This window comes from Gilliamella sp. Fer1-1, assembly GCF_001690825.1.
GTDB lineage: Bacteria > Pseudomonadota > Gammaproteobacteria > Enterobacterales > Orbaceae > Gilliamella > Gilliamella apicola_C.
On record NZ_LZGX01000042.1, the window covers coordinates 1 to 22,942 of the forward strand.

Here is a 22,942-nt window from a genome sequence, read left to right on the forward strand (position 1 = left end):
TTTTATATTATCTTAATAAATCGTATCTAATATAAATATCGCTGGTTTTTTTAAGTAAAAGTAAGTAAAATGCTTTGGCAATATTTTATCAACAATCCAACCAATGGTGAATATTGTCATGTCTCGTATAGTTAAAGAAGCACTCACGTTTGACGACGTGCTATTAGTTCCCGCCCACTCAACGGTATTACCGAACACAGCTGATATTAGTACGCAACTAACCCAAACTATAAAACTTAATATCCCAATGCTATCAGCAGCAATGGATACAGTAACCGAATCAGATCTAGCCATTGCGTTAGCACAAGAGGGGGGAATTGGTTTTATTCACAAAAATATGTCAATTGAAAATCAAGCCAATCATGTAAGGCAAGTAAAGAAACACGAAAGTGGTATAGTTCAAGATCCTGTATCTGTTTTACCTACTGCAACCATAAAGCAAGTTATTGATCTAGCTAAAGAGTATGGTTTTGCTGGATTTCCTGTTGTGACTGAAACCCAAGAACTGGTTGGAATTATTACTGCACGAGATGTACGATTTGCCACCGATTTATCTTTACCTGTTACTGCCGTTATGACGCCTAAAGATCGCTTAGTTACCGTCAAAGAAGGTGAACAACGTGAAATCGTACTTCAAAAAATGCATGAGCACCGTATCGAAAAAGTACTTGTTGTTGATTCACGCTTCCATCTAAAAGGTATGATTACCGTTAAAGACTACAACAAAGCCGAGCAAAAACCCAATGCCTGCAAAGATGAAAAAGGGCGCCTGCGTGTGGGAGCTGCTGTTGGGGCTGCGCCAGGTAATGAAGAGCGCATCGCCGCATTAGTTGAGGCTGGCGTTGATGTGTTGCTAATTGACTCTTCACATGGCCATTCGCAAGGTGTACTTGACCGTATTTATCAAGCTAGAAAGAATTATCCTAATTTACAAATTATTGGCGGTAATGTTGCCACCGCTGAAGGTGCTAAAGCCTTAATTGAAGCTGGAGTTAGCGCTGTTAAGGTGGGGATTGGACCAGGATCTATTTGTACAACACGCATTGTAACAGGTGTTGGTGTGCCACAAATTAGTGCGATTATGGATGCAGTTGAAGTCGCACAAAAACATAATATTCCTGTTATCGCTGATGGTGGAATTCGTTATTCAGGCGACATAGCCAAAGCCATTGCCGCAGGAGCATCTTGCGTTATGGTTGGTTCAATGTTTGCAGGCACAGAAGAAGCACCAGGCGAAATCGAATTATTTCAAGGTCGAGCCTATAAATCATATCGTGGCATGGGATCGCTTGGCGCAATGGCAAAAGGATCGTCTGATCGCTATTTTCAAACCGACAATGCTGCAGATAAACTGGTACCAGAGGGAATAGAAGGGCGCATTGCCTACAAAGGACAATTAAAAGAAATCGTTCATCAACAAATGGGAGGATTAAGATCTTGTATGGGGCTAACTGGTTGCGCAACAATTGATGCATTAAGAACGCAGTCTAAATTCTATCGAATTACTGGTGCAGGCATGAAAGAAAGCCATGTGCATGATGTACTTATCACCAAAGAGCCACCTAACTATAGAGCGGGCGCGTAAAAAAGGGGGGGGAACCTCCTTTTTTTTGTAAATAAAAAACTTCAATAAAATCAATGACTTTTCTGAACCATTTTTATAGAAAACGTACTGTTTTTATAACGTCAAAAGTTATTTTAGGGGGAGTATTGGGGGGAATGTTTTATTCTTTTGGTGCCCAGAATAATTGATGCCATCACGCCTGAATTGGGAGATTCAGTTCTGAATTCTCTCTCAACCCTAACATAAGGCTGCAAAACATGATTTTGGGTTATTCCACCTTTTTATTTAATTTTAATGAGTTGTTCCTGATAAAGCATAGCACTGCCCCAGCAAACAAGGGTATTTGGCTAGGCAGTGCTTATTTTAGTTATCTAAAATATCAATAACTTCATAGTAATCGTTTAATAATTCTATCCACTTTTATACGGCTGAGTCGCTTTATTAATTTATGCACTTGGCTAGGATAAAATTGGCTTGCCTGTATTTGTTGAAAATGAGTGACCAAGGTGGTTTTTTGGCGTATAGCGTTTAGTTCTTGGGTGAATTTGTCACTCAATTCTTGTTTTGGATCATGTATTAATATGCCATTTTCAAGATCTAGTCGCCACGCTCGCGGATTTAGATTGTTGCCTGTTATAAGCACCCATTTATCGTCTACCCAAATACCTTTAAGGTGGTAGCTTTGTTGTTCATCCTTCCATAAGCGGATAATCAGTTGTTCTTTGTCAATAAAGAGTTGCAGGCGCTCGATAAAGCTTCTTAAGTTGATTTCGTATAAATAGGGTAGTCCACCTGATATGTTAAAAGGCTTATCTGGTGGAATATAAAAATCGTTGGCTTCTTTGTCACCAATAATCAGCTCCACTTGTCGTCCTTTACGTAACAAACGGATAATATCGCGGACTAAAATACTTGGTAAATTAAAGTAAGGCGTGCAAAAGATCACTTTTTGTTCGGTAACGTTTATTAAGTGATGAATAACTTTATTTAAAGCATTATTGCGCCCAAGCCCCATTATTGGTGCAACCGATAAAGTTTCATTGTCAGTATTGGCGCTGTATTGGTAGTTTGCATCCATTAAATGTTGGCGCAGGGCTTTGATTTCAGATTTGATCTGTTTGCGGGTTTTATGCGTGCCCAAATTAAGCAATTGCAATGCTTGATATGGTAAAAAATGCTCATGAATAAATTGTACCATACTATCAGCTAATACTGGATTAGTAATAAAGTGGTAGCGGTCGTAACGGTATTTATCGCGTTTGTGTAAATAGACATTATTAATGCTTGCACCGCTGTAAATAACCGTATCATCTATAATAAAACCCTTAAGGTGTAATACACCAAGCACCTCACGACGATTAACTGGCACACCATAAATTGGGATGTCAATTTCTGGATTCTTTTGTTTTAATTGATAATAATAATTGGCGTTAGTATGCGCTTTATCTTCACCAATTCTTCCTCGCTGTGCTCGATGCCAGTCAACAAATATTTTGATATCTAAATTTGGACGTTGCCGTTTAACTTGATAAAGCTCATCAAGAATTTCTTGACCAGCCTCGTCTTGTTCTAGATAAAGTGCGACAATATAAATACGTTGCTGAGCGTTTTTTATCTTGTCAATTAACGCTAGTCGATACGCTTTTGCACTATTGAGTATCTCATATTGCTTGGCATTTTGTTGAATTTTTGCTAATTCATCAAGATGCTTTTGGTGATTATATTTTATAAATGGTATTCGCATGATTTATTTATCATTATAACTGGTAAATTACTTTAGGCTAATGATAGTTAAAAGTAATGTAAATAAGACCAGTAAAAATAACACTCCTTTTAAAATGTGCGCATTTTGATTAAGTTGCTTTAGGCTAAATACGCCATATCATTATGTTTATTAACCTTTAGCAACATGTTTATGCTTTATTGCTAGGATAATAAATGGTTTAAGACTGCTCATCAACCCATGTTTCAATTATTTTGTAAGTTAATGCAAGTACTACTGGACCAATAAACAATCCCATTATACCAAAACTAAGTAAACCACCAATTACGCCAAATAAAATGAGTAAAAATGGTAAATTAGCTCCTTTTTTTATTAAATAAGCACGCATTACGCTGTCTAAAGTGGTTAAAATAATGGCAACAACAATTAAACAGATACCTTCAATGGTATGACCTGACCAAAATTGCCAAGCGATGCAGCCAAGCATAACCACTACAGGGCCAATTTGGGCTACACAGCAAATAAATAAGATGAGTGTCAGTACGCCAGGTAATGGCATATTGGTGAGAAGAAAACTCAATCCGCCGATTAACGCTAAGGTGATGGCAGTCACCACAACGCCTAATGCTACTGCACGGATAGATTGCCCTGCTAAAGTAACGGTGGTTGCACCGTATTGTTTAGAGAGTCGATTAGCTAGTAAGTAGACATATTTAGTGATGCTTTCACCTTTTAAAAAGAGTAATAGACTAAAAATAATCATGACGCCAGCATGAAAAATAAATATACCAATGTTAGTGGCTTGTTCAAGTAGCCAACCTATCATGGTACCAATATAAGGCTGTATGCTTGAAACTAAATCGGTACCATCGGTTTGAATCAGATTTAACCATTTTTGATGTAACTCGGAACCAAAGGTCGGTATGTTTTCAAGCCAGTCAAACGTGGGTAGTGTTTGATGTTGTAGCGTTTTAGCCCATTCAATAAGATGGTGGCCATTTTGTGCTACAGAGCTAATAATTAATATAAATGGAATAATGCAAACAAATGCAAGTATTAACGCCATAACAAGCAACGATAACCAGCGCTTGTTAAACAGTTTTTTTTGGATTTTTATCATTAATGGCCAAGTCGCAATGACTACCATTACCGCCCAAAAGAATCCAAATAAGAAAACTTCAACAATACGATAGGTAATAATGATTAGCAACCCAATAATTAATAAGTTTAAAATTAACTTGAGTAAATCGGTAGTATTTTTTTCTGCTGGCATTTTAACACCATATTTATTAATCTATATTGTGTTATTATACGCATTATCAATTAAAATTAATATGATGTATTGATGATATGATGTATCGATGATTCATTCTTTCATACTGGAGATTTAAAAATGAAAAAATTATTATTATTGGCATTATTAGGTGTGTCATTAACGGCGTGTGCCAACACACCAAAAATTAAACCTGTTGCACAAAATGCTAATGATACAGCGCCATTTCCAACTGCTCAAGAGGGCACTACACGTTATGCTATTTATCTGCCAGCTATTGCTAACGAAAACAATGCAAAAGTTGAAGTAATAATTGGCAAGGAAATGAATGTTGATTGTAACTTACATAATATTGGTGGTACTGTTAAGCAAGAAGAGCTTAAAGGTTGGGGATATTCATACTATGTGGTTGAAAAGGCCGCAGGTAATATTTCAACTTTAATGGCTTGCCCTGAAGGAAGCAATAAAAATCAATTTGTGACCCTTAGCCACAATTTAGGTTTATTTAACTATAACAGCAGTGTGCCATTAGTTTTTTATGTGCCTAACGATTTGCAAGTTAAATACCGTGTTTGGCAACCTAAGGATAAAATTCTAGAAGCTAATGCAGAATAGTTTGTATTTATGAATTATTAATTGGTTATCAATTATCGATTGAGTGGTTAAAATATGTCCACTCAATCTTGAAACTTTCAATATTTGATTTTTTAAGTGGACATCTTTGAAAAAAAAGGTATTTTATCCCTTGTAATGCAAGGTTAGCTCGACATGTTCATTTATCATTATTAATGACTTGTGATTGCCTGATTACCTCGGTTTCGCTTGGCGGTGTTACATTGATAATTTATATCATTTTCTCAACGTCGATGGCAAAATTTGGGGGTCCGTTGTGTCTTTGCAATGGGCTTGTGTCTAACATGTAATATCCCTACAACTAGAGGAGAAGTGGTGAGCATGTTTACTCAACGTAAAACAATTCTTTCAATCGTGGCTGGTGTTTCACTAGCGTTATCTCAACCTGCTATTGCTAAAGATCGCGTCGTGCATTTTTACAATTGGGCAGGGCAAATCGGCTCTAATACAATTACTGATTTTGAAAAATCTACAGGTATTAAGCTTGTTTATGATGTGTATGATTCAAATGAAGCACTTGAAGGTAAATTAATGGCAGGCCATTCTGGTTTTGATGTGGTTTCGCCATCAGATAGTTTTTTAGCAAGACAGATTAAATCTGATATTTATCTTCCATTAGATAAAAGCAAATTGCCTAACTGGAAAAATCTTGATCCTAATTTAATGAAATTAATGGCTACCCATGATCCTGATAATAAATATGCCATCCCTTATGTGTGGATGACAACAGGCATTGGTTATAACATTGATAAAGTTAAAGAGCGTTTAGGTAGCGATGCGCCAGTTAATAGCTGGGATCTAGTATTTAAGCCTGAAAATATGGAAAAACTGAAAGATTGTGGCGTAGCATTTTTAGATGCCCCAACCGAAATTTTCGCAAGTGCTCTTCAATATTTAGGAAAAGATCCGAATAGTACTGATGCTAAAGATTACACAGGCGCCGCTTACGAGCTGTTAGAAAAAGTTCGCCCAAATATTCGCTATTTCCATTCTTCACAATATATTACCGATTTAGCAAATGGTGATATTTGCGTGATTTTAGGATGGTCGGGTGATATTTTACAATCACGCGATAGAGCTGATGAAGCAAAAAATGGTGTGCATGTGGGCTATCAAATTCCAAAAGAAGGAGCATTAGTCTTTTTTGATACTTTTGCCATTCCAAAAGATTCAGCCAATCCTGACGAAGCACACGAGTTCTTAAATTTTGTCATGAAACCTGAAATTGCAGCGCAAGTGACTAATGATGTTAATTTTGCTAGCGCCAATAAAGAAGCAAACGACAAATTTGTAAAACCAGATGTGAAAAATGATCCTGCGGTTTATCCAAAACCAGAAGTAATGGAAAAATTATTCACCCTGAAAGTTAAAGAACCTAAACTTGAACGTGTTATCACACGTACGTGGACAAAATTAAAAACTGGTAAATAAGCAGTAATTATCTAATTATTTATTGGTCTATTCTAGACGGGGAGATTAATTTGATCTTTCCGTCTCGTTTTTTTTGGCTTGTTGTTATGAGGAAAAAAGAGTGAATAATAAAACAACAAATCAGGTACAGCCTAAAAAAAAGATGATAACTCCGCTATTGGAGATCAAAAATTTAACGAAAGTTTTTAATGATGATTATTATGCTGTTGATGATGTCAACTTGACTATCTATACTGGCGAAATTTTTGCTTTACTGGGTGCATCAGGAAGCGGTAAATCAACACTACTACGTATGCTTGCTGGTTTTGAACAACCAACATCAGGTCAAATAATTCTTGATGGTAAGGATTTATCACAAGTTCCACCTTATAATCGCCCAATTAATATGATGTTCCAATCGTATGCTCTATTTCCTCACATGTCGGTTGAGCAAAATATCGCCTTTGGTCTAAAGCAAGACAAGTTAAGTCATAATGAGATTAAACAGCGTGTTGAAGAAATGTTAGCGTTAGTGCATATGGAGCAATTTGGCAAACGCAAACCCCACCAATTATCTGGCGGGCAAAGACAACGTGTGGCATTAGCTCGAAGCCTAGCTAAACGACCAAAATTATTGTTGCTTGATGAACCCATGGGTGCACTAGATAAGCAACTACGTGATCGTATGCAACTTGAAGTGGTGAGCATTTTAGAGCAAGTAGGAGCAACTTGCGTAATGGTAACCCATGATCAAGAAGAAGCCATGACAATGGCAGGCCGTATTGCCATTATGAACAAAGGTCAATTTGTTCAAATTGGTGAGCCAGAAGAAATTTACGAACATCCAAATTGCCAATACAGTGCTGAATTTATTGGCTCAGTTAATATATTTGATGGTATTTTACAAGATACATTAGAAGACGGCTTAATTATCAGTTGCCCTACCATTAAACATCCATTAAAAGTCGATTATGATTCACCAGCGGTAGAAGGTGTACCAGCTAAGATTGCCTTACGTCCAGAAAAAATCCAATTATGTGACCAACTCCCTGAAGATGGGTATAACTGTGCTACAGGTGAGGTTGTCGAAATTGCTTATTTAGGTGATCTATCGATTTATCATGTGAAATTGCCAAGTGGCCAAATTATCATTGCACAATTGCAAAATGAACACCGCTATCGTAAAGGTATGCCAACTTGGGGAGATATTGTTAACTTAAGTTGGGAAGTTGATAGCTGTGTTGTGCTTACCGAATAAACAAAAGAGGATATAGTGATGCGATCCATTTTATTGGGATTGTTATTAAATGCATTTGTGTTACTCAATGTTTATTGGCGTTTTGTAACAACAGGTGCTTTTGATAACTTATTTTTAGATGCGCTATTTACCGCAATGACATTGAGTTTTTTGCTGTCATGTTTAGGTTTATATTTAGTTAATTACAAGCCATCTAAATTCGCCTATCGGCTAATAATTGCTGGTAGCATAGCGTTTATTCCTGTTGGGTTTGTAGTAATTTATTTTGCTTATAAAAAAATGCGCCAACAGCATAGCGATTCAGATTTGATGACGTTATATGGTAGATTAGTGGTCATTGCCACTCCTTACTTATGGATGTTGCTACTATTTTTATTGCCATTTTTAATTGTATTTAGAATCAGCTTTTCAGAAATGGCTTTGGCTGTACCACCTTATACTGATTTACTCAGTTATGATGATGGTATGCTTAATATTGCGCTAAATTTTGGCAACTATTTAAACCTAATTAGCGATACTATTTACATCGATTCCTATTTGCAATCACTTAAAATTGCAGCCATTTCAACCATACTGTGTATTTTGATTGGCTATCCATTGGCATGGGCGATTTCACAATGTAAACAGTCAACCCGTAACATTTTACTATTATTGATTATTTTACCTTCGTGGACATCGTTTTTAATTCGTGTTTACGCATGGATTGGTATTTTGAACCCTAATGGACTGTTAAATCACTTTTTGATGTGGTTAGGCGTCATTGATCAGCCATTGATTATTATGAAAACCTATTTTGCGGTATATATTGGTATTGTTTATTCGTATTTACCCTTTGTGGTATTGCCAATTTATACATCGTTAAGTAAGGTCGATTCGACATTAATTGAAGCGGCACTAGACTTAGGTTGTAAGCCAATTAAAACGTTTTTTAAAATTATTGTACCTTTGACTAAAAATGGTGTTATTGCTGGGGGAATGTTGGTGTTTATTCCTGCTGTAGGTGAATATGTGATTCCTGAATTATTAGGGCCTTCTGAAGGCATTATGATTGGTACCCAGCTTTGGACCGAGTTCTTTAACAATCATGACTGGCCAGCAGCTTCAGCCGTTGCAAGTGTGATGTTGATGATATTAATTGTACCAATTTACTATTTTAATAAATTCCAAAATCGACAAATGGGGGGTAAATAGATGAACAATTTACCTGTTATTACACGATCCGCCCTGATTGTATTTATCTCCTCTTTGCTGGGTGCAATTTTATTGAGTATTTTGATTTCATCATCGGGATTAGCGCTTTTGGGGCAAAGTGGCTTTTATTACGGCTGTATTACTTTTAGTTTTATACTTACGGCTTTAGTTACTATAGCGCTGTTTTTTCGATGCTTGAAGGGGCTTATCTTTTTAGTTGTCTTTTCGTTTTTATATATCCCCATGATCATTTTGATTGTTTATTCGTTTAACAGTTCTCGGCTAGTAACAGTTTGGGCGGATTTTTCAGTCAAATGGTATTTTGAGCTAATTCACAATGAAACACTACTTAAAGCTGTCGGATTAAGTCTATCTATTGCTGCATGCGCTGCTACTTTTGCTGTTGTGCTCGGCACATTAGCCGCTTATGCAATTATCCGTTTTAGGCGATTCCGTGGGTCTAATTTGTTCTCATTTATGACAACAGCGCCGTTAGTTATGCCTGATGTTATTACTGGTTTGGCATTGTTATTATTGTTTGTGGGCATGGGGCAGGTCTTGGGGTGGCCAAAAGATCGAGGTGCAATAACTATTTGGATGGCACATGCGACTTTCTGCACTGCCTATGTTACGGTAGTCATTAGTGCAAGGCTTCGTGAACTTGATAAATCTATTGAAGAAGCGGCTTTAGATTTAGGTGCTAACCCATTGAAAGTCTTTTTTGTTATTACATTACCAATGATTGCACCGGCATTAGTTTCTGGCTGGTTACTTGCATTTACCTTATCACTTGATGATGTCGTAATTGCTAATTTTGTAACAGGGCCAGGCGCAATGACATTACCTAAATTAATATTTTCAAAAGTACGTTTAGGGGTCGATCCACAAGTCAACGCTTTAGCCACAATTATATTACTCATTGTCGGGATTATCGGTTTTATTTCGTGGTTATGGATGCGTCAGTCTGAGCGACGTCGCATTCAAGAAACACATAAGCACTAAATCCTGCCTCTTATCTCAATATTGCCGCATATTGCGGCAATATTACGTTTTAAAATCTCCGTGTTTTTTCCATCATTTTGTATTATAGTGTGAATGGTCAATTTATTTGGCTAAATTCTCAGGGCGGGGCGTAATTCCCCACCGGTGGTATAGCCCACGAGCGCTTAATATTTTAGATTTTAATGGTCTGTTTATTTTATTAATAACAAACCATCTAAATATATTAAGGTCAAGCAGATTTGGTGAAATTCCAAAGCCGACAGTTAAAGTCTGGATAAAAGAGAGTTGCTTATCTTTCTCATGTTTGCTGAAAGGCAAAGTCATACTGGTCAAGCACAGCCCTGATTCTGGTATTTTATTTATTTGTACTTAATTAATTTGATGCATCAATAATGATTCAAATTTAATTAAGTAAATAATGAAATGAGCAAATTAAAAATATAGGTATTTACCATGAATCAGTTTAATCTGAATGAGTTTGGAACTCCAATCGAACGAGTCAAAAAGGCCATTGCATCAATTCAAGCCGGTCAAGGTGTGCTAGTTTTAGATGATGAAGATCGTGAAAACGAAGGCGATATTATTTGGGCTGCTGAGTCAATCACTCCCGAACAAATGGCTATTACTATTCGTTATGGTAGTGGCATTGTTTGCTTATGTTTACCGCCAAAACGTTGCGAAGAATTGGAATTGCCTATGATGGTGGCCAATAATACCAGTAAAAATAATACTGCGTTTACTATTTCGATTGAAGCTGCCGATGGTGTAACAACGGGGGTATCAGCTGCCGACCGCGTTACGACCATTAAAGCTGCGGTTAATGATAACGCTAAACCTAGCGATCTTAATCACCCCGGGCATGTCTTTCCATTAGTTGCTAAAGAAGGGGGGGTATTGGTTCGCCGAGGTCATACCGAAGCATCAATTGATTTAGTGACATTAGCGGGTTTAAAACCTGCTGCAGTCCTGTGTGAGTTAACAAATGATGATGGCACAATGGCAAGAGCACCTGAAGTGGTAAAGTTTGCCAAACAATACCATATGCCCGTTGTAACCATTGAAGATATAGTTGAGTATCGTAACACTCTCAACGCTTGAGCTAACAATTGTTCCGCCGATGAAATTGTTCGGCGGAGTTATTTATACTCATCATATTTAACGTTAAAAAATCTAACTTATTTTTTTGTATCGAAACCCTATTGATAAAGCTGCTATCTGAAATATTTTTTAGGTTTATAAGTTAATGTTTTTTATCGGGTTAGTGAAGTTAGTCTTTTTATCGATTTGGCTTGAAAAGCGTGACTTGTTCGCTTATTTTATTAAGAAGAAAAATTTTGCTTACATCTGGATAATTTATGCTACGTTCTATTTTTATTTATCTTATGGCACTTTTAACACTTACTGGTTGTCAAGCTGAATCAACAAAATCGATGAATGTGATTGTAACTAATTCTAAAACAGAGGTTTTTTATTCAAGCTCTCATAGTGATTATAAAATTACTATTTATGCACCTAATCCACCCGCTCCCAAGGGTGGTTGGCCAATTATTTATCTTCTTGATGGCGATAGTTATTTTTTAACAGCCCATAGTATTTTGACTAATTACTTTCCTTTTCCTATGCTTAACCAACTTAACTGTCCTATAAATAGCGATACTAAACAAGTATGATAACGCCTACTTTAGATTTATAATAAAAACGGTTTAAAAACAACACCTTATTATTCTATACTGATTTAAAATTAAATTAAAAAAGTATAATTATTTTTATTTTTTTCTATCAATTTATCTATTTCTTTTATATCTTTCTAAAAGCATACGATATGGTATGATATGGAATAGGCAGGCTAACTTATATAAATTGTAATACATTGAATTATAAAAGTTTGCTCTTGCTATTGATGATTCTTCATTATAGAATTATCTACCTTATTGAAAAATAATAATAAAACTTATAGTAAGGCATCATGAAGGTTAGTTGCTTTGACTTATTCGTTTTTTTGACTTAATAGTTAAAAACATACAGTAATTAAGCTCTTTTGGTGGCAAATGTTCTGTTTGCGAACCATCTTTTATTTTGTCGTTGTTTATCGACGATAGATCATTATCAAGTGCTATATAAAATAGGTTATGACAAAAAATAAAGTAGCAAAACGAGGTAGCTATGTTAAGCGTGAATAAAGAGTGGGCATTTGTAGTGCTGACTTGCTTTTTTGAGTTATGTTGGATTTTAGGGTTTAGCATCGCAACCGAGCTATGGCAGTGGGGTATCATTGTGTTGCTAATTGTTGTCGATTTTACTTTTTTAACCAATGCTTGTAAAACAATACCCACAGGTACAGTGTATGCCATATTTTCAGGCGTTGGTGCAGTTGGTGCGACAGTGATTGACATGTTGCTTTTTGACAAAGAAATTAAATTAATTCAACTTTTTTTTGTGGCACTTATCATTATTGGTGTTGTACAACTTAAACGTGCGGATAGTTAATATTACAATAAAGGACAAATTTAATCATGGGATGGCTATTGATATTAATTGCAACTGTTTTTGAAGTTCTTGGAGCGATTGGTCTTAAGTTATATGCAGAGCAAAAAAGTCTGTTTAGGCTTGTTTTATATTGGGGAGGATTTTCTGTTTCTTTTATGCTTTTTTACTTTTCTCTCCATTATCTTGAATTGAGTATTGTGTATCCTGTTTGGGTTGGTCTTGGCACATCGGGGGCAGTGTTAGCTAATATGTTATTGTTCAATGAGCCTAAAAACTTTTCTCGATTATTTGGTTTGAGCATTATTATTATTGGTGTTGTTGGTTTACATGCTACTTTATAATCAGTTTTGATTATACTGACAAAAAAACCGGAGATAAACTCCGGTAAAATATAATGTAAGGTTGAATAAAAAAAGAAATGAAATTAAATTAAATTTCGTTAGCATGCTCTTTTAAGAAACTTGCAACGCCTTTCGGGTTTGCTTGCATGCCTTTTTTACCTTTTGTCCATTGTGCAGGGCAAACTTCTCCATGCTCTTCATGGAATTGGAACGCATCAACAATACGAATCATTTCGTCGATATTACGACCAATTGGTAAATCGTTAATCGTTTCATGGCGTACAATACCTGATTTATCAATAAAGAATGATGCGCGTAATGCCACACCGGCTTCAGGATGTTCAACACCATATGCTTGCATAATTTCGTGTTTGATATCTGCAATAATCGGGAATTTTACCTCACCAATACCACCATTGTCTCGAGGTGTGTTTCGCCAAGCGTTATGTACGTATTCAGAGTCCATTGAAACACCAATAACTTCAACTCCTCGCTTTTTGAATTCTTCTAGGCGGTGATCAAATGCGATGATCTCTGATGGACAAACAAAAGTAAAGTCCATTGGCCAGAAAAAAACCACAGCATATTTACCATGAATATGTTGTGATAAATTGAAATTGTTAACAATTTCTCCAGATCCTAAAACTGCTGCTGATGTAAAATCTGGGGCTTTGCGAGTGACTAATGTCATAGTGTTTCTCCTTGCTAATTAAATGTAAATCATATCGTGAAGCATTATAGCAACTAAAATCGATTGTCCAAGTTGTTATAAACAATCGGTATCATAAGTTTAAGCTATTAACTGTTGATTATTGTTCGGTATTATTTATTAATTTTTTAGGTTTACCTTTATTTTTGGTATCTCGATGACGCTGTTTTATCTTTTTCTTCTTGGTATCTTCTTTTTTGCGAGCACTTTTTAATTTTGCTTTTTGCGAAGGTTTTTTCTTTGTTGCTGGCTTTGGGGCTTTTGTTTTTGGTCGCAATTCATCAATGGTTCTTAGCTTTATTGGTTCTTGGATATAGCGCTCAATTTTTTGTAGTAATTCGTTATCATGAGCTTCAATTAGCATAATTGCCGTACCTTTTTTACCTGCACGTGCAGTGCGACCAATACGGTGTAAATAAACATCGGCCGTTTTTGGCGCATCAAAATTAATAACATGGGTGATATCGTCAATATCGATTCCACGTGCTGCGACATCGGTTGCAACAAGCACATTGACCGTGTTGTTACTCATTCTTTTTATTGCTTCGTTACGTTTCGCTTGCACCATTTCGCCTTCTAAATAGCAACTATGGATGCCAGCTTGATGTAGCAGGCTTACTAATTCGTGCACACGTTCACGTTTACGGACAAATACAATCGTTTTTTTTAATTCTTGTTGTTTTAGTAAGTGAGTAAGTAGTGCCACTTTATGAGATAGGTCGTCAGCACGATAATAAAATTGTAAAATCTTTTTACGTTCTTTGCGTGATGGATCAGCATTGATTTCGATTGGTGCATTTAAAATACGGCTGGCAAAATTATGTAACCCTTCTCCTTCAAGTGTCGCTGAAAATAGTAACGTTTGTTTACGCCAGCGAGTCTCGGCTGATATGGTTTCGACATCTTGTGAAAACCCCATATCGAGCATGCGGTCTGCTTCATCTAAAATCAGCATCTCAACTGCTCGGCAATCAAAATTTTCTTCTTTTATATACTGTAATAATCGACCTGTTGTTGCAATAACAATATCTTGATTTTTGCTAAATACTTCAGCGTGATTCATATAAGCAACCCCACCAGTGATGGTTGCGATGCTTAGCGGTGTCGATTCGGTTAATAATTTGGCTTGCTCGGCAATTTGCATGGCGAGTTCACGCGTTGGTGTTAATATCAAAATGCGTGGTGGCCCAGATTTACGACGAGGGAAATCTAATAAATGTTGCACAGCAGGAATTAAAAAAGCGAGTGTTTTACCCGTACCAGTTGGTGCTGAGCCTAAAATATCTTTGCCATCTAGAGCAACAGGAATCGTTTGTGCTTGGATTGCTGTCGGGGTGTTTATATCCTGCGTTTGAAGATTGTGAATTAATATATCATCTAGCTCTAAATCAGAAAAAGTGTGTACTGTCATAATGATCTTTTCATCTAAAATTATAAGACACATTATAACGGCAATTACTATAACTACAATCAATAAAAGTGTGATGGATTATTATTCGCTCTTTATACGTTATTTGCTTACAGATAAGTTATCTTGAAGAAAATGTTAACTTGTATGCCTAAAAACTTAACGATTTATTTAAGCAAAACTTATCATCTTTGAGTGTTTATGGTAAGATTAGATAAATTATTACAGCATGTAAAATGGCGATTAGGCTATTCCGTTGCGGTTTAACGCTTAATCAATTTGTACCTTAATACAAGCTGGTTCAAAATTTCCTATTAAATAATATTTCTATAATAACCATCAGATAATAACTATGACTGAATGTTTTTCGATTGATAACTATAATAAGCAATTAGAACGGAAAGTAGATATTTTAAAAACATTATTATCAGACTTTTCTCTTCCCGAATTAACAGTCTATTCATCGCCCATTAGCCATTATCGAATGCGAGCTGAATTCAGAATCTGGCATCATGGTGAGGAGCTTTATCATATTATGTATGATAAAAAGACAAAAAAACGGGTACGCGTTGATGAATTTCCTATTGCGACTAAATTAATTAATCAAGCGATGCAAACTATTTTGCCTTTATTACAGCATAATCATCTACTTCGGCATTTATTGTTTCAAATCGATTATTTTTCAACCTTAAGTGGTCAGTTATTAATTACGCTTTTATATCATAAAAAGTTAAATGATGAATGGATAATTGAAGCAAAAAAATTAAAAATGCAATTAGCTAAACAAGGCGTAAATGCGAGTATTGTCGGGCGCGCTAGCAATCAAAAAATTGCAATTGATGTCGATTATGTTGATGAGATTTTACCCATAATGGGTAAAACGTTTACTTATCGTCAAGTTGAAAATAGTTTTACCCAACCTAATGCGGCGGTGAACATTAAGATGTTACAGTGGGCTGTATCAGTCACTAAAAATTTGTCGGGTGATTTACTAGAGTTTTATTGTGGTAATGGTAACTTTTCAATTGCACTGGCACAAAACTTTCGAAAAGTATTGGCCACTGAAATTGCTAAAGCGTCAGTTTATTCTGCTCAGCATAATATTGCCATTAATCATATTGATAACCTTACTATTGTCCGATTGTCGGCTGAAGAGTTTACCAGCGCAATAAAAAAAGAGCGTGAGTTTAATCGTTTAAAAGGAATTCATTTAGATGATTATCAGTGTGATACGGTACTGGTTGACCCGCCTCGTGCAGGATTGGATTTAAATACTATTGATATATTGAAATCCTATAAAACTATTATTTATATTTCGTGTAATCCAAATACATTGCGCGACAATTTGCAGTTATTGAGTAAAACGCATTCAATTCAACATTTTGCGATGTTTGATCAATTTCCTTATACCGATCATATCGAAACAGGCATAGTATTGTGTAAAAAGTAAAAGGATCTGATATTCAAAACAGGATATTTTTGCTACAATAAGCCCAATTTATGTGTGACTAATTATTGTTTTCAGTATATATACAGACTTGCGCTAAATTAGATAAAAAAAAACCCTAGATAAACTAGGGCTGCATTAAATTGCAAGGAATGGATGAAAGGAAATAAAACAATGAAACAATAATGTCTAGCCTCATGAATCATTGTGTAGCTACTATAGCAAAGACAAACCAACTGATTGGTGACATAAACATTACAAAATGGTCATTAATATATCATGATTGATTTAATGTTTATCATTTATTCTATAGCAGTATTATGCAATTTCGACAACCAGGCAAACAACAAAGGAAGTATTCAGATATGAAATTGTTAGTAGTTGAAGATGAGCAAAAAACAGGTGAGTATCTTCGTCAAGGTTTAGTTGAATCTGGATTTGTTGTTGATCTAACAAACAATGGTCTTGATGGTTATCATAGAGCGATGACAGAAGATTACGATTTAATTATTTTAGATGTCATGTTACCTGACATTGTGGGCTGGAAAATTGTTCAGTCACTGCGTGAGGCTGGCAAAGATACCCAAATTATGTTGCTCACTGCTATGGGCAGTGTTGAGGATAAAGTAAAAGGTCTTAACTTAGGTGCAGATGATTATTTGGTCAAACCTTTTTCGTTTGCTGAATTACTGGCTCGGGTTAAATCCTTGCTTAGACGTAATGTCCCACAGGTTAATAATTCTCAATTGAGTATTGCTGACCTAGTCATGGATCTTCCTAAGCGCACGGTAACACGTGGTGATAAGCGCATTGATTTAACCAATAAAGAGTTTTTATTATTAGAGTATTTTTTACGTTACCCAGGTGAAGTATTACCACGTTCCCTAATCGCCTCTCAAGTTTGGGATATGAACTTTGATAGTGATACCAATGTCATTGATGTCGCAATTCGACGCTTACGTAATAAAATTGATGCCGATTTTGAGCCTAAATTAATTCATACAGTCCGCGGAATGGGGTATAAGTTAGATGTCTTGGATGAACCCGAATAAGTTAATCTCATTGCGTTTGCCTCTTATTGTTTGTTTAATAACGTGTGGTTTACTTTATTGCTTCAGCTTTCTAATTGAACGTTCTTTTGAAAAACTTTCAATTCAGCAAAATGTGTCCGAACTTAATTCGGTTATTGACTCTATTGAGCGTGAGCTTGTTTATTATTCTCCCGACGAGAACCGTGATGAGTTTATTCAAAATTTGTTATTAATTTTGACAGGGCACCATCGGTTATTTGTTTATATTATTGATGAGCAGGGAAAAATAGTTTACCGAACCCGTGGGCCCAATCTGGCTTTTGCTAAAACTCAAATTGATTTTGATAACATTGTTGAAAATCACGGGACAGATATTTGGAATCAAGACAAATCATCATATCGAGTTGCGGCCTCATATGTTGCCATTGAAAATGGCAAGCACTATACCACAATCGTTGCTATTGGCCGTGATCTACAGATTGAATTCATTCGACGTTTACGTGACGGTTTAGGTTTACTTATTGGTATTGCTTGTATTTTGGTATTAATTGGTTCTTTTATTAGTATCTATTTTACCCAAAAACCGATTAATCGATTGATTAAAAAGATTGAAAAAATTAACCTTAAAAGTTTGAATTACCGCATACCTACTTCTTTAGTGCCAATTAAATACGTGAGTTTGGTCAAAGCATTTAATGATATGCTTAATCGTATGGAGGATGTGTTTCATCGGCAACGCAATTTTACAGCAGATATTGCCCATGAAATGCGAACTCCAATTACTAATCTAACTACTCAAACGCAAATTGTGCTCAATAATGCTAGAACGACAGATGAATATCGTGAGATTTTATACTCTAATTTGGAAGAATATGAAAAAATGTCACAGATGATTTCCGATATGCTGTTTTTGGCTCAAGCAGATAATCGCCAATTGGTGCCTAATTTAATTGATATTGATTTACATAATATGATCACATTAATGTGTGAGTATTTTGAGCCACTGACTGACGAGAAAAATATCACTTTCAACCTTGATGGTAGTTGTTCTCATGTTCAAGGTGATAAAATGATGTTAGGACGAGCAATCAGTAATATTTTATCTAATGCTATTCGTTATACTCCAGAAAATCAGGTAATAACCATAACATTAAAGCAAGTGAATGAAAAACGTGTGCAAATTGTTATTTCTAACCCAGGTAAAAAAATTGACAGTAAGCATTTGCCACATCTTTTTGACCGATTTTATCGCGTTGAGAAATCACGCCATCGTAACGGAAATGATAGCGCGGGCACTGGAATAGGGCTTGCGATAGTTAAATCTATTATTGAAACGCATAAAGGTACGATTTCTGCCGAATCTGACGAGCAATCGACACGCTTTATTATCAATTTACCAACTGCTATTTAACATCAAAGTCACTAATCAATAAATTAGCTGCTGCATAAGCAGCTTTATCTTTTAGTTCTTGTGGTACAAGGTCGTTAAGCACAACTTCATTTAACACTTGCATGACAGCACCTAAGGCATCTTCAATATAACCGAGATCATTACTGCCAATTTGTGCGTATTTTTCATAAATAAGATCGCTATATTTTTTCATTAAATTCGCTCCTTGAGGTGCCGTTATAAAAAATTAGCCAATTGTTGGTAAACTTGCTCGGCTTGAATAGTTTGCATCATTTTTTCGTTTGAGATAATGCTAAATTGGTTTTTTCCATAACCACCAATCAACTTTGGATCAGTTTCACCAAATAAAGTGATATTTGGGCGATCTAGTGCTGCGGTTAGATGGCTTAATCCGGTGTCTACTGAAACCACTGCTTTTGCCCCAGCAATAATGGTTGCTATGTCGGAAAGTGATAGTTTGGGGAGTACTTCGACGTGTTTAAATCCTTGAGCTAGCCGGATTGCTCGCGCTTGCTCATGTGGCGCTCCCCAAGGTAATTTTATTTTTAAGCCTGTTGGTTCAACCAGTTTGATCAAATTTCGCCAGGCTTCTTCACTCCAATGCTTTTCATCTCGCGTTGTTGCGTGTAAAAAAATCAAGTATTGCTGATTATCATTTGGTAATGAAGATAAAAAATGTTGAGCAATTGCATAATCGCCAATTGAGTCAGGCTGTTTGTATTGTAGACTTTGTGCAAACAACAATCTAATGCGCTCAACAGCATGCATTTGTTTCGGTATGCTGTGTTTTACATCATAAAACCAACTTGCAATAGGTTCTTTTATGCTTTTTCGATCTAAACCATGTTTAATACCACGTGCTTTGCGTGTGATTAAAAAAGCACTCTTAATTAACCCTTGTGCATCAATTATACAATCATATTCTTGCTGGCTAAGTGTTTGGATAAATTTATGGCGTTCTTGACGAACATTTTTAGCAAACCAATTTTTTCGCCAACGTCTTATCGCAACAGGAATTACTCTATCGACGGCAAAATGCCAGCTAGGTATTTGAGTAAAATTTTCTTCAACTACCCAATCAAATGTGATGTTAGATAAGCTATTGGCTGCATCGGTCAAAGCTGGTAATGTATGTAGTACATCACCCATTGAAGATGTTTTAACAATTAATGCACGCATTATTCATTACTCTTTTGACAACGCATAATAAGATTCATTAATGTTTCAAAAACACTATCTGGCTTAATATCAATTAAACTTTGATGATAACCTTGCTCGGTATCACCTCTACGAACACGATGGTATCCAGTCATTAAACGGATAATTTCTGCCTTATCTGATAGCGGCGGAGTAAAATCAGGGCTACTTGGCCCATAAAGAGCCACCAATGGTTTATTTAACGCAGCTGCCACATGCATTAATCCAGAATCGTTAGTCACAATTGCTTTACAAGCTGCAATTAAACTAACGGCTTGTTCTAATTGAGTTTGACCAGCCAAATTAATGCATTTATTTGCATAGGTCATTTTTGCCATAATTTGTTCACCTACATTTTTATCATTTGCTGAACCAAAAATAATAATTTTGGCATGCTGTTTAACAAGCATATCGGCAAGTGTAGCGTAATGATAATCAGGCCAACGTTTGGCAGGTCCAAATTCAGCACCAGGGCAAAAACCAATTAAAGGCTCTTCTTGAGTTATTGAAAAGGTTGATAGAACTTGAGTTATTTCATCCTGCTTGACATTGAGCTTTGGCCACAATAGCGGATGTGGTAAATCGGAAGCTGAATGAACTTGATCTTTAGGATAAGCAAGCGCAATATAGCGTTCAACCATTAACGGAAAAGCTTGTTTATCAAGTTTACGTAAGTCGTTTAATATTCCATAGCGCATTTCGCCTTTCCAACCAGTGCGTTTAGGAATTTTTGCAAAAAAAGGTATCAATGCTGACTTGAATGAATTAGGCAATACAATGGCCTGATCATAATGATTATTTCGCAGTGATTTACCTATCTCACGACGTTTTGTTAAAGCAAACTCACCATGACCCAATGGCATTGTAATTGCTTGATTCACCTCTGGCATTCTATTTAATAGTGCTGAGCACCAAGCTGGTGCTAGCACATCAATTTCGTTACCGGGATCAAGTTGTTTTAATGTACGATATAGGCTTTGCGACATCATCATATCGCCAACCCATGAAGGGCCGATAATGAGTGTTTTCATTTAATCAGATCCTTTTTATTGCTCATTGAGCCATTTCATATATTCTGCGGTGCCTTCTGCAACAGTTTTAAACTCGATTGGGCATTTTGTCTGTCTAAATTTAGTTAAGTCTGCCTGCGTATAGCTTTGATAGCGTCCTTTTAGGTGTTCAGGAAAAGGAACATAATCAATTTCATCTTTTTTATGATAATGAAGCACTGCATCGGCAACAGCTTGGAATGATTCTGCTCGGCCTGTTCCACAGTTATAAATCCCCGAGATTTTATTTTTCCAAAACCATAAATTGACCTCAACCACATCACTGACGTAAATAAAGTCACGTTTAAAATTATCGCTACCAGTAAATAGTTTCGGTTTTTCGCCTTTATTAATTTGTTCATTTAAATGAAATGCGACACTGGCCATACTGCCTTTATGTGATTCGCGAGGTCCATAGACATTAAAATAACGGAATCCGCAAACTGGCGAGTTAGCTTGTGGTAATAGACCTCTTACATACTGATCAAACAAGAATTTAGAATACCCATAGACATTTAATGGTTTTTCATAAGCGCGATCTTCAATAAAGTTATCACTGCGCCCGCCATAAGTGGCGGCAGATGAAGCATACAAAAATGGAATGTTGAAGTCTAAGCAGTAATGCAATAAATCTTTGGAATAGTCGTAGTTATTTTCCATCATAAACTTGCCATTCCATTCAGTGGTTGATGAACAAGCACCTTGGTGAAATATGACATCAATATCAAGATCTTCATGACTGATAATGGCTGTAATAAATTCATCTTTATCCATATAATCAGCAATATCTAAATCAGTCAAATTGGCAAATTTTGTGCCATCAGTTAAATCATCAACAACCAAGATATTTTTATATCCTTGGTCGTTTAAACCTTTAACAATATTACTACCAATAAATCCAGCGCCGCCTGTTACCACGATCATGTTTATTTTCCTTAACCAATAAAATCAATCCGCTTATGATACCGATTTATGGCAAAATTTTCGAGTAATCATTTTAAAAAACGTGAATGAAAGCCAGACTATTTATAAAATTATCTTAATTTTGCTGTAACTAAAATATATCTGGCCAAATTAAGATAAGGCTCAGTTTGGCAGTACTTTTGTTCAAGTTCTAATAGTTGCTCAAAGTGAGTTTCTGCTTTGGCTTTATTGGCAAGATAGTCGTGGAAAATACGAATGCCTGTTTTTTGTAGGATGGTAAAATCGATTTGATTAAGCCATTGATATACATCAATGGGTTCTCTTGGAAAATCGGGCGAAAGCGTCTTTTTTTTGCGCTTAGCTAAACCTGCTTGTGTATAGCCAAAATTACCTAATGTGACAGTTTTAAATAAAAGGGCATGATAGTTATAAAACATTAACGATAAGTAGCCATCGGGTTTAAGATGTTTTTTTAATGCTTTTAATAACGCAATTGGTTCAGCGATCCATTCTAATACAGCATGACAAATAACTAAATCAAAAGGTTGGTTAATTAAGCTATCAAGCTGCTGAATCGGGCAGCAAAGACAATTTATCTTTACGTTTTCTATCTGTGCTTTTTGTTTAGCAAGTGCTAACATTTGTTCTGAGATATCGCAAAGTGTGACTTGATGCCCAAGTTTTGCAAGACGGCAGGCAATTTGACCTTGCCCTCCGCCCGCATCAAGTATGGTGAGTGGCCTATTAGGTGGGTAGGTTGCTAGGATCTCTTCTAGTGTTTGCCAAACTATCGCTTCGCGAATTTTACCTTTGGTTGTGCCATAAATGTTTTGTGCAAACTTGTTGCTGATATCATCAAAATTGCGATCTTGTTTATTCATAAG

At 36.0% G+C, this 22,942-nt stretch carries 21 protein-coding genes, 1 pseudogene and 1 riboswitch; of the genes and pseudogenes, 13 read left to right on the top strand and 9 right to left on the bottom strand.

Annotated elements, in window-relative coordinates:
* Nucleotides 1-118: 118 nt before the first annotated feature.
* Nucleotides 119-1,585, top strand: coding sequence for an IMP dehydrogenase (guaB, locus tag A9G28_RS05975; RefSeq protein WP_065580072.1), 1,467 nt, complete (start codon nt 119-121; stop codon nt 1,583-1,585).
* A 367-nt stretch (nt 1,586-1,952) separates the two neighbouring features.
* Here guaB and pssA read toward each other — a convergent pair whose 3' ends face one another.
* Nucleotides 1,953-3,308 carry a CDP-diacylglycerol--serine O-phosphatidyltransferase gene (gene pssA / locus A9G28_RS05980; protein WP_065580073.1) on the bottom strand — a complete coding sequence of 452 codons (1,356 nt, stop codon included), beginning with the start codon at nt 3,306-3,308 and terminating at the stop codon, nt 1,953-1,955.
* A 199-nt stretch (nt 3,309-3,507) separates the two neighbouring features.
* The gene (gene ydiK / locus A9G28_RS05985) at nt 3,508-4,560 is read right to left on the bottom strand and encodes an AI-2E family transporter YdiK (RefSeq protein WP_065567249.1); all 1,053 of its coding nucleotides are present in this window, start codon (nt 4,558-4,560) and stop codon (nt 3,508-3,510) included.
* A 120-nt stretch (nt 4,561-4,680) separates the two neighbouring features.
* On the opposite strand from ydiK, the gene eco reads away from it, so the two are divergent.
* The 9 genes and pseudogenes from eco (at nt 4,681) to A9G28_RS06030 (ending at nt 12,882) form a co-directional block, all read left to right on the top strand.
* Nucleotides 4,681-5,175 carry a serine protease inhibitor ecotin gene (gene eco / locus A9G28_RS05990; protein ID WP_065567250.1) on the top strand — a complete coding sequence of 165 codons (495 nt, stop codon included), beginning with the start codon at nt 4,681-4,683 and terminating at the stop codon, nt 5,173-5,175.
* A 339-nt stretch (nt 5,176-5,514) separates the two neighbouring features.
* Entirely contained in the window at nt 5,515-6,624 is a 1,110-nt protein-coding gene (locus A9G28_RS05995) for an extracellular solute-binding protein (RefSeq protein WP_065580074.1), read from the top strand.
* Nucleotides 6,625-6,724: 100 nt separating this feature from the next.
* Nucleotides 6,725-7,861 carry a putrescine ABC transporter ATP-binding subunit PotG gene (gene potG / locus A9G28_RS06000; protein WP_218057107.1) on the top strand — a complete coding sequence of 379 codons (1,137 nt, stop codon included), beginning with the start codon at nt 6,725-6,727 and terminating at the stop codon, nt 7,859-7,861.
* A 318-nt stretch (nt 7,862-8,179) separates the two neighbouring features.
* Nucleotides 8,180-9,052, top strand: a pseudogene (gene potH, locus A9G28_RS06005) (putrescine ABC transporter permease PotH); the annotation flags it as partial.
* Nucleotides 9,053-9,295: 243 nt separating this feature from the next.
* Nucleotides 9,296-10,054, top strand: coding sequence for an ABC transporter permease subunit (locus tag A9G28_RS06010; RefSeq protein ID WP_081295587.1), 759 nt, complete (start codon nt 9,296-9,298; stop codon nt 10,052-10,054).
* 110 nt (nt 10,055-10,164) lie between these two features.
* Nucleotides 10,165-10,344, top strand: a riboswitch (FMN riboswitch).
* Between the two features lie 163 nt (nt 10,345-10,507).
* Nucleotides 10,508-11,152, top strand: coding sequence for a 3,4-dihydroxy-2-butanone-4-phosphate synthase (gene ribB, locus A9G28_RS06015; protein WP_065567252.1), 645 nt, complete (start codon nt 10,508-10,510; stop codon nt 11,150-11,152).
* Between the two features lie 257 nt (nt 11,153-11,409).
* Nucleotides 11,410-11,724, top strand: a complete 315-nt coding sequence (locus A9G28_RS06020; RefSeq protein ID WP_065567253.1) for a hypothetical protein — start codon at nt 11,410-11,412, stop codon at nt 11,722-11,724.
* Between the two features lie 493 nt (nt 11,725-12,217).
* Nucleotides 12,218-12,541 carry a DMT family transporter gene (locus A9G28_RS06025; protein WP_218057105.1) on the top strand — a complete coding sequence of 108 codons (324 nt, stop codon included), beginning with the start codon at nt 12,218-12,220 and terminating at the stop codon, nt 12,539-12,541.
* 26 nt (nt 12,542-12,567) lie between these two features.
* Nucleotides 12,568-12,882 (top strand): DMT family transporter, encoded by a 315-nt coding sequence (locus A9G28_RS06030; protein WP_065567254.1) that lies wholly within the window; start codon nt 12,568-12,570, stop codon nt 12,880-12,882.
* A gap of 88 nt (nt 12,883-12,970) precedes the next feature.
* Here A9G28_RS06030 and A9G28_RS06035 read toward each other — a convergent pair whose 3' ends face one another.
* Both A9G28_RS06035 and srmB read right to left on the bottom strand, forming a co-directional pair.
* Nucleotides 12,971-13,573, bottom strand: coding sequence for a peroxiredoxin C (locus tag A9G28_RS06035; RefSeq protein WP_065567255.1), 603 nt, complete (start codon nt 13,571-13,573; stop codon nt 12,971-12,973).
* A 118-nt stretch (nt 13,574-13,691) separates the two neighbouring features.
* On the bottom strand, nt 13,692-15,002 hold the full coding sequence (gene srmB, locus A9G28_RS06040) for an ATP-dependent RNA helicase SrmB (protein WP_065567256.1): 1,311 nt from the start codon (nt 15,000-15,002) through the stop codon (nt 13,692-13,694).
* 349 nt (nt 15,003-15,351) lie between these two features.
* On the opposite strand from srmB, the gene trmA reads away from it, so the two are divergent.
* The 3 genes from trmA to A9G28_RS06055 all read left to right on the top strand — a co-directional run bounded on the left by trmA (nt 15,352) and on the right by A9G28_RS06055 (nt 18,888).
* Nucleotides 15,352-16,449, top strand: coding sequence for a tRNA (uridine(54)-C5)-methyltransferase TrmA (gene trmA / locus A9G28_RS06045; protein WP_065580075.1), 1,098 nt, complete (start codon nt 15,352-15,354; stop codon nt 16,447-16,449).
* A 362-nt stretch (nt 16,450-16,811) separates the two neighbouring features.
* Nucleotides 16,812-17,498 (top strand): heavy metal response regulator transcription factor, encoded by a 687-nt coding sequence (locus tag A9G28_RS06050; protein ID WP_065567284.1) that lies wholly within the window; start codon nt 16,812-16,814, stop codon nt 17,496-17,498.
* The gene (locus tag A9G28_RS06055) at nt 17,476-18,888 is read left to right on the top strand and encodes a heavy metal sensor histidine kinase (RefSeq protein ID WP_081301518.1); all 1,413 of its coding nucleotides are present in this window, start codon (nt 17,476-17,478) and stop codon (nt 18,886-18,888) included. The genes A9G28_RS06050 and A9G28_RS06055 overlap by 23 nt, the downstream gene beginning before the upstream one ends.
* Here A9G28_RS06055 and A9G28_RS06060 read toward each other — a convergent pair.
* The 5 genes from A9G28_RS06060 to A9G28_RS06080 all read right to left on the bottom strand — a co-directional run bounded on the left by A9G28_RS06060 (nt 18,881) and on the right by A9G28_RS06080 (nt 22,939).
* Nucleotides 18,881-19,081 (bottom strand): YaeP family protein, encoded by a 201-nt coding sequence (locus tag A9G28_RS06060; protein ID WP_065580077.1) that lies wholly within the window; start codon nt 19,079-19,081, stop codon nt 18,881-18,883. The genes A9G28_RS06055 and A9G28_RS06060 overlap by 8 nt on opposite strands.
* A gap of 23 nt (nt 19,082-19,104) precedes the next feature.
* Nucleotides 19,105-20,067 (bottom strand): lipopolysaccharide heptosyltransferase RfaC, encoded by a 963-nt coding sequence (gene rfaC, locus A9G28_RS06065; protein WP_065580078.1) that lies wholly within the window; start codon nt 20,065-20,067, stop codon nt 19,105-19,107.
* Nucleotides 20,067-21,116, bottom strand: coding sequence for an ADP-heptose--LPS heptosyltransferase RfaF (gene rfaF, locus A9G28_RS06070; RefSeq protein ID WP_065580079.1), 1,050 nt, complete (start codon nt 21,114-21,116; stop codon nt 20,067-20,069). Before rfaF ends, rfaC begins: the two co-directional genes overlap by 1 nt.
* 15 nt (nt 21,117-21,131) lie before the next feature.
* Nucleotides 21,132-22,058 (bottom strand): ADP-glyceromanno-heptose 6-epimerase, encoded by a 927-nt coding sequence (rfaD, locus tag A9G28_RS06075; protein ID WP_065580080.1) that lies wholly within the window; start codon nt 22,056-22,058, stop codon nt 21,132-21,134.
* 110 nt (nt 22,059-22,168) lie between these two features.
* The gene (locus A9G28_RS06080) at nt 22,169-22,939 is read right to left on the bottom strand and encodes a methyltransferase domain-containing protein (RefSeq protein ID WP_065580081.1); all 771 of its coding nucleotides are present in this window, start codon (nt 22,937-22,939) and stop codon (nt 22,169-22,171) included.
* Nucleotides 22,940-22,942 lie beyond the last annotated feature (3 nt).